4 protein-coding genes and 1 pseudogene are annotated in these 7,656 nt (G+C 60.4%); 1 reads left to right on the top strand and 4 read right to left on the bottom strand.

Annotation, left to right across the window (positions count from 1 at the left end):
* Positions 1-35: 35 nt before the first annotated feature.
* The 4 genes and pseudogenes from FVF58_RS55050 to FVF58_RS44160 all read right to left on the bottom strand — a co-directional run bounded on the left by FVF58_RS55050 (position 36) and on the right by FVF58_RS44160 (position 5,279).
* Positions 36-365: a tyrosine-type recombinase/integrase gene (locus tag FVF58_RS55050; RefSeq protein WP_425469025.1), complete on the bottom strand. Its 330-nt coding sequence runs from the start codon at positions 363-365 to the stop codon at positions 36-38.
* A gap of 7 nt (positions 366-372) precedes the next feature.
* Positions 373-714 (bottom strand): annotated as a pseudogene (locus tag FVF58_RS55045) (tyrosine-type recombinase/integrase); the annotation flags it as partial.
* A 925-nt stretch (positions 715-1,639) separates the two neighbouring features.
* The gene (locus FVF58_RS44165; RefSeq protein WP_246217492.1) at positions 1,640-3,097 is read right to left on the bottom strand and encodes a pyridoxal phosphate-dependent decarboxylase family protein; all 1,458 of its coding nucleotides are present in this window, start codon (positions 3,095-3,097) and stop codon (positions 1,640-1,642) included.
* A 406-nt stretch (positions 3,098-3,503) separates the two neighbouring features.
* Entirely contained in the window at positions 3,504-5,279 is a 1,776-nt protein-coding gene (locus tag FVF58_RS44160) for a hypothetical protein (RefSeq protein ID WP_149675892.1), read from the bottom strand.
* Between the two features lie 135 nt (positions 5,280-5,414).
* Here FVF58_RS44160 and recD2 point away from each other — a divergent pair, with 135 nt between their 5' ends.
* Positions 5,415-7,604: an SF1B family DNA helicase RecD2 gene (gene recD2 / locus FVF58_RS44155; protein WP_149675891.1), complete on the top strand. Its 2,190-nt coding sequence runs from the start codon at positions 5,415-5,417 to the stop codon at positions 7,602-7,604.
* The last annotated feature ends 52 nt before the right edge of the window (positions 7,605-7,656 follow it).

Below are 7,656 nucleotides of genomic sequence, written 5' to 3'. Positions count from 1 at the left end.
CTGTTGGTGGCGGGCCTCCACAACCGACCGGATATTTATGCCGAGTTCCTACGACCGAACTCCTTTGCTATCAATGAGCCGGAACCGAGACTGCACATAGCAACTTTCGGCCGGTAATATATCGTGGTCGTTTCGATCGATGCATGGCGCAGGAGCGCCCCAATGGTAGGCAGCGAAACGCCCGTGCGCAACAAGCTGGTTGCTGCCGAATGCCGAAGCAGATGAGCGCCCTGCGTCGGCGCGTTGATACCCGTGCGGCGGATGGCGCGAACAACTGCGCGACCTACCACCTGGCGAGTGATTGGCACGAACGGGGCGATGACTGTAATAAACAGAGAGTCGCTTGCAACATGAGGGCCGGCCATGTTCGAGATAATGCAGGATCGCATCGCCGACGTCTTGCGGCATCGGCAACCGCGTCTCGCGTCGATTCTTGCCGGACACGATCAATATCCCGTCCGTCCAGCGCAGATCACCAAACGTTAGGGCACTGACTTCACCGGCGCGCAAGCCCAGCCGTGCGATCAGCAACATGATGGCCCGATCTCTCGCGCCGAGCAGCGAGGCTGGATCGCACGAATCGATGAGTCGCTCGACCTCGGCGGCAGGAAGATACTTGGGCAGCGAGCATAGCCGCCACCTGGCAACTGTCGGAACGGCATACTCCAGCCCTGCGGCACAATCGCCGCGAGCGACCAGGAAGCGCAGGAACATGCGTATCGCAGTGACCAGGTTCTTCGATCTCTCGCAGCTGGAATGGCGGGCTTGGTGAAGGATAAATTCTCGGAGTCCTTGTGCCGTATATGTGCGGGGCTCCGTACTCAAGCTCTGCAACAAGTCAGTGATAGGCCGGCGATAGCTCGAGAGCGTGCTATCCAACGTTCCCCGTTGCGTGTGCATCCATTCGGTAAACTCGAGAACGATGGCGGGGACCTGCGTGGCGGCTGGTGCAGCCCGCACATCGACAACGCCTATTGCCTCGAGAAAGCGCACGAAGGTCCGCGCACTCTGGTAGATGTGTCGAAGGCCGCCGCTGGGGTACCGCTCCGATTGACCAAGGTGGCCGCGCAATCGTTGCAGTGATTGACGATCCAGGTTCCTGATCGCCAACCCTTCCGAGGCAGCCCAGTCCGCGAAATGGACAACCTCGCGAACATGCCGGCGAATGCTGACCCGGTGATAGCCTTGGCCACCCAGCCAACTGACGAACTCATCCAGATATGGCCCCCCGATTCCGGATCGGTAGTACTCCAGGGAAGCCGGAGACCTGAAATATACAGTCAACATGCTGCTCTCCTTCGGGGTACGCCCTGAAGGACGGCAGCATTATGTGAATCAGGTCAGAGCGTTTCGTTGCAGGGATGGGCCTTGGGACAGGCCAGCGCCGCCGCCCCAAATCAGCATACTTTCCATAACGATGGACTTCTCATAGGAACGGTTACGCAAAAAAACCATAACCGTTCCACTGCGCCTCAAACCCCAACTTCCCCCATACAGGATGGGTGGGCAACGAGACGCCTTGAGTGGCCGAATCCACCCCAGTTATCGCCGCGAAATCAGCCCGTTCGCGTTCCCAAAAGCAGTCATTTGGTCGCTCTACCTTTCGCGTTCCCTTACCCTGCACCCCGGCAGACCCAGATTACGATGTGGAGTTGATTTGTGAGAGTACCCGCTCGACCGCATCCACTGTCGCGCGAACGTCGTCATCGGACGTACGCCAGTTGACGACGCTAATCCGCATGGCGCGCCGGCCCCGCCAGAGCGTACCGCTGAAAAATGCGGTTCCTTCGGAGTTAATCGCAGAAATCACCGCATCCGTGTGTCGGTCATGGTCCACATCCAAACGACCGTGCGGATCGAGGAACCGGACCAGTCCTTGATTTAGGGTGGGAGCCGCGACCAGCTCGACGCCATCGAGATCGCCGATTCCCCATGCAAGCGCACTGGCATGACGACAACATCCGTCGATCATGGCGGCAAGTCCGTCGCGACCCAGCTCACGCAGCGCCGCATAGACGGCGTAGCCGCGAGCGCGGCGAGTCCAGTCGGGCGTCCAATCGATCGCGTCTCGTGCCTCGCCTCCAGCGACCAGATAGTGCGCTGCGAGTGTCATGGCGGCTCGATGCGCGGCGCGGTCGCGGACGATCGCGATGCCATTGTCCTGCGGTGTGTTGAGCCACTTGTGGGCATCGGTTGCCCAGCTGTCGGCCAGCTCGACCCCATCGACCAGATGCCGATGTTCGCGGCTCGCGCGCGCCCACAGACCGAATGCGCCATCGACATGTACCCAAGCCCCGGCATGGCGCGCCAGCGGGATCAACTCGGCGAACGGATCGCAGGCACCGATATTGAGGTCCGCCGCATCGAGCACGACGATGGTGGGACCCGTCCCAGCTGCAAGCGCGTCGCTCAGGACGTTGGCGCGGAGGCGGCCGTCATCCCCCGTCGCCAACGGAATGAGCGATCGCGTACCAAGTCCTAGGAAGCGAAGTGCTCGTTCGATCGAGCCGTGACGCTCCTCCGTTGCGAGCACGCGGACCGGGGGGGCACCGACCAGACCGTCCAGCTCCACGTCCCAGCCCGCGCGATCGAGAACGGCGTGACGCGCCGCGGCAAGGCAGGTCATATGGGCAAGCTGACATCCCGTCGTGAACGCGAACGAAGCGTCGCGCGGCAGATCAAGCACGTCCTTAATCCATTCGCCGGCGATCTCTTCGGTAACTGCAGCGGCGGGACCGCAGGCGTACATTGTGGCGTTCACGTCCCATGTGGAGGCAAGCCAGTCGGCGGCGAGCGCGGAAGGAAGCGCGCCGCCAATCACCCAGGCGAAAAACCGCCCGCTCGCTGAGCCGAGCTGTCCACCGGCGGTCGCGGCCACCAGTTCATCTATGACGGTTTCAGGCGGCGTGCCTTCCGCCCCGAGGCCGACATTCAGGCGTTTGCGGAGTTCGACCAGGCCAACAGTCGTCGCAACCGACCTGGTATCCAACCCTTGAAGATATGCGGTCGCGTGCTCGCACGCGCGGACCAATACGGCAGACTCAAGGCTCACGATAATTCCCTCCGATTTGACCTGGATCGTATCGGGAAAACGCACCCGTAGCATCTCGTTTCTTGCTCTCGAACTCGATCGTGCGGCAGCGATCGTGATCTACTCACCCGAAACCTGACTTTCTCCTTTCTACCAGACCAAGCCATACGAGCGGACCTGTCTTAGCGTACGTTTTCGACCTTCCTCTCACCGGCCCCCTATACGGAGTTCGGTCGGCTTGAGGAATTCAACGGCAAACATGAACGGCATTACCTGCATAAAAGGCTCGATGACATGCACCGGTAATGCGTGCTCCGACGTTCCGCTCAATGCACACGCAGCATTCGAGCGCTGGGCTGAAGGTCCGCTTTCCTGCGGGTCGAACGGCTGAAACGGGTCGGGTGCAGCCCGTCGCGACGAGCTGCACGCCGTCAATGCCTGCCGGCTGGCACGTGTACCCAGAGCCAGCGCCTCAGGCAGTCATGCCGAAGCCCAGAATGCGAATCAGGTTCCGGAATTTCGCTTCGTTTTCAAGCCGGACCACCAGTTGTCGATCGCCGGCGTGTAGACACAAACCGGCTGTTTCCTTATGCGTGGCGATCATGACGGCGATTTCCGCATTCTCACAATCGATCAGCAATGCGGTTCCCGAGATTTTCAGCGCGTTGCCCTGTTTCCCGGTGATCTTGATGAAGGACTCCACTGTTTCGGGCAGGGGCTGGTCCTCCCGGGTCTGCAGAAACGCTCGAAGTTCGGCAATGTCGTGCCCTTTTTCAATCGCTCCAACAGCCTTTTGACGGTCCAGCCGCCAACTTTTATCCGTTGCCTCTACGGCCCAGATATCCAGCGTCAGCGATTCTTCCGTCGACAGGTTTCCGCCGACGACATTTACCTGCAGGCTGGGCAAGACAGCAAGCTTGACGCTCGACTGGATCGGATCGGGTGTGTAATCCTCAACCAACCCGAGGCACCAGGCACCCAGCGGCGTCACGCGGAAGTAGATCAGGCCGTCGTAGCGACTGAGGAATTCCAGATCGTCCGTCCCCCATAGGTCGCCAAAGTCGTTACGCGCTTCAGTCGGTTCGATGTAGGCGACATCAATGATGCCAAGGGCGGCGGCGTATTCGAACAGGACGCACAACAGATAGCGCAACTGCAGAATCTCCCAGCTATGGTAGCCATCGTGACCCAGGCTGCCATATTGCTGGTCGCTGATGTAAAGCTGCCACGGGTTGTGCGATACGTCAAACGTGTGACCGGTCGCCTGCATGAACCGGGAAAAGTCATCGACGTCGATCCACGCTCCAACCGGACAGAGCCGCAGTATTTCATTGATAGCGGCACGACGCGGCGCCACCGCGGTCATGACGCGACCTTTCGATTTCTGTCCCTTGATGACTTCAACGCGGCTGAACTCGTCAAACAGACTGGATTTAAGCCACTTGTTCCAGATCGTGCGCAACACGCTGGCTGGGGAGGAAGCCAAAGCCTTCCGCCCCGCCGCGCTCAACGCCAGTTTGCTGCCGTTCCGTTGCACCAGTCCGGCAGCCTGAAGCATTAGCGGCCACGAGAACGCCTTGATCGGGCCGATTTCCTGACCCCATTGATCCTGCTTAGATTTGTGGGCATAAAAATCGCCGCCGGCGAGGTTCTCCGTCAACAGGCGCAGCGTGGCTGAGCCGGGCAGCGATGTCTTGTCGCTGACCTGGATCTTGCCCTGATCCGTCAGACGCAGCAGAACCGACAGATCCACCATGGCATCGCGGTCGGTGTGTCGCACCGTCAGCCGGTCTTCGCCGATCTCCTCCGGAAGCGTTTCGATTGTGCTCAGCCTGACGGGCTCGGGTTCGGGCACGAAGGCTATTAATCGCTCGCGCAGATCATCGGGCAGGCTGTAACGCCCATCCTGGTTGTACAAAAAAAGGCCCAACGCCGTCGGCGGTCCATAATCCGAATAGCGGCGGCCATTCTCCTTGACCGTGAAGTCGGGCAACCGCCCATATTTCGCCCGGAACCGGTTTCCATCAAAGAGGCCGTCCAGGGCGTACGCGGTTTCCGCCACCGCCATACGCTGGATGTCGTACAGACGATCCCAGAGTGCGCGCAGTCCGTCCCCAGCGAGACTTCGCAGGATTGCCCCGACCAGCAGGTCTTTCCTGCCGGTGGGAGAGGCATCAGGAAGCCAGCGCATCAGCGATTTCAGCTGGTCGACGGTGAGGCGGGGGAGCACTTCGTTCAACGTGTCCATTGGCAAAATTGGTGCGCCTGTCAGGAAAGATGACCGGCATTATCTTCGACATCTCCGGCTCGCTCGACTTGTTACACGGTAGGATGCCGATCCTGTCAGCATTTCATTAGCGATACAACAAGCCGCGCCTCATTCATGTCAGCAAGTCCACCCAACGCCGCGCCCAGGCCCGAACCGGATCGGCTCGCGGGACTCGTCGAGCGCGTCACGTTCCACAACGCCGATAGCGGATTCTGCGTCCTGCGGTTGAAGGTCAAGGGCGAGCGTGAACTCATCACCCTGGTCGGGCACACCCCGACGGTAGCGCCAGGCGAGTACGCCTCGGCGTCGGGTACATGGGTCACGGATCGCGAGCACGGCAGACAGTTCAAGGCGGTCTTCGTCAGGATTTCGCCACCGAACACGCTGACCGGTATCGAGCGCTACCTCGGCTCCGGGATGGTCAAGGGTATCGGTCCGGTGTACGCCGGTCGGCTGGTCAAAGCGTTCGGCGCCGCCGTGTTCGACATCATCGAGCAGACACCTGGGCGGCTTCGGGAGGTCGAGGGGATTGGTGCGATACGCGCCAGAAAAATCACCTCGGGCTGGGCCGATCAGAAGATTATTCGCGAGATCATGGTCTTCCTGCATGGCAACGGCGTTTCGACGTCCCGCGCCGTGCGGATTTTCAAGACCTATGACCAGGACGCCATCGCTATCGTCACGGAAAATCCTTACCGGTTGGCCCGGGACATTCGTGGCATCGGGTTCCTGTCGGCCGATACCATCGCGCAGAAGATCGGTATCGCACATGACTCCCCGCTGCGTGCGCGGGCCGGCGTCTCCTACGCGTTGTCCGAAGCGGCCGGAGAAGGTCACTGCGGCTTGCCGCGGAGCCAGCTCTTGTCGCTTGCCGTGAAGCTGCTCGAAATCCCGCAACCCATCATCGAGGATGCGATCGACCAGGAACTGGCAGAGGAAATCGTGATCGCCGATACCGTTGACGGCGTTCCCAGCGTTTTCCTCGCGCAGCTGTACAACGCCGAGCGTTCCATCGTCTCGCAGGTGCAGCGCCTGAAGTCTGGATCGCCGCCATGGACCGCATTTGACGCCGACAAGGCAATACCGTGGGTTGAGCAAAAACTTGCGATCCAGCTTGCCGATAGGCAGAAGCAGGCGATCCGTCTGGCTCTCTCGTCAAAGCTGCTGGTCATCACCGGCGGGCCTGGCGTCGGGAAGACGACACTGGTCAATTCGATACTGACGATCCTGCGTGCAAAACAGGTGAAGGCGCTGTTGTGCGCGCCAACCGGACGGGCGGCCAAGCGATTGTCGGAATCGACCGGGCTAGAAGCGAAGACGATCCACCGGCTGCTTGAAGTCAATCCAGCCAATGGGCAATTCAAGCGCAACGAGGAGTCGCCGCTCGAATGTGATCTGCTGGTGGCCGACGAGTGCTCGATGGTCGACGTGCCGCTGGCGAACCAGTTGCTGAAGGCGGTGGCGAGCACCACTGCCGTGATCTTCGTCGGGGACGTGGATCAGCTGCCCTCGGTTGGCCCGGGACAGGTCCTCGCGGATCTGATCGAGTCGGGCGCGGTGCCTGTCGTGCGCCTGACCGAGGTGTTCCGGCAGGCCGCCACGTCACGCATCGTCCGGAGCGCCCACCAGATCAATCAGGGGCTGTTCCCGTCCCTTCCGGAAAAAGGCGAAGAGTCAGATTTCTATTTCGTGCCGGCCGACGAACCCGAGGCGATTGCCCAGACCGTCGTAGACCTGGTCAAGACCCGGTTACCCAGAAAATTCCAGCTGGATCCGGTGCGCGACATTCAGGTGCTGTGCCCGATGAACCGCAGTCTCACCGGTGCTCGCGGCATCAACCAGATGTTGCAGGAGGCGCTGAACCCGCCGGGCGAACACAGTATCGAGAAGTTCGGCTATCGCTTCAGCGTCGCCGATAAGGTCATGCAGATCGAGAACAACTACGACAAGGATGTCTATAACGGCGACATTGGATTTGTGACCCACATCGACGCTGAAGAGCAGGAGCTCACAGCGACCTTTGATGAGCACATCGTAACCTACGCATTTGGCGAACTGGATGAGCTGGTCCTGTGTTACGCGACGACCATCCACAAATCCCAGGGATCGGAATATCCGGTTGTGGTGATTCCCGTCTCGACGCAGCACTACATGATGCTCAAGCGCAACCTGATCTACACCGGCATCACGCGAGGCAAGCGCCTCGTTGTACTGGTTGGGCAGAAGCGCGCACTCGCGATTGCGGTCAAGGGCAAGCAAACGGAACGTCGCTGGTCGAAGCTCGCAGAATGGTTATCTTCCTGATCCGCGCGTGTCAATGCAATCGCTGCCTCCAGGCCGTCTTCGGCCAGCTGTG

This window comes from Paraburkholderia panacisoli, from assembly GCF_008369935.1.
Lineage (GTDB): Bacteria > Pseudomonadota > Gammaproteobacteria > Burkholderiales > Burkholderiaceae > Paraburkholderia > Paraburkholderia panacisoli.
The sequence above is the reverse complement of the archived record's forward strand: the minus strand, read 5'-3'. Positions and strand labels throughout refer to the sequence as shown.

Excerpts from the sequence above, each read along its gene's own strand:
- FVF58_RS55050 (WP_425469025.1), bottom strand. The coding sequence starts at position 365 with ATGGCCGGCCCTCATGTTGCAAGCGACTCTCTGTTTATTACAGTCATC.
- FVF58_RS44160 (WP_149675892.1), bottom strand. The coding sequence starts at position 5,279 with ATGGACACGTTGAACGAAGTGCTCCCCCGCCTCACCGTCGACCAGCTG.
- recD2 (WP_149675891.1), top strand. The coding sequence starts at position 5,415 with ATGTCAGCAAGTCCACCCAACGCCGCGCCCAGGCCCGAACCGGATCGG.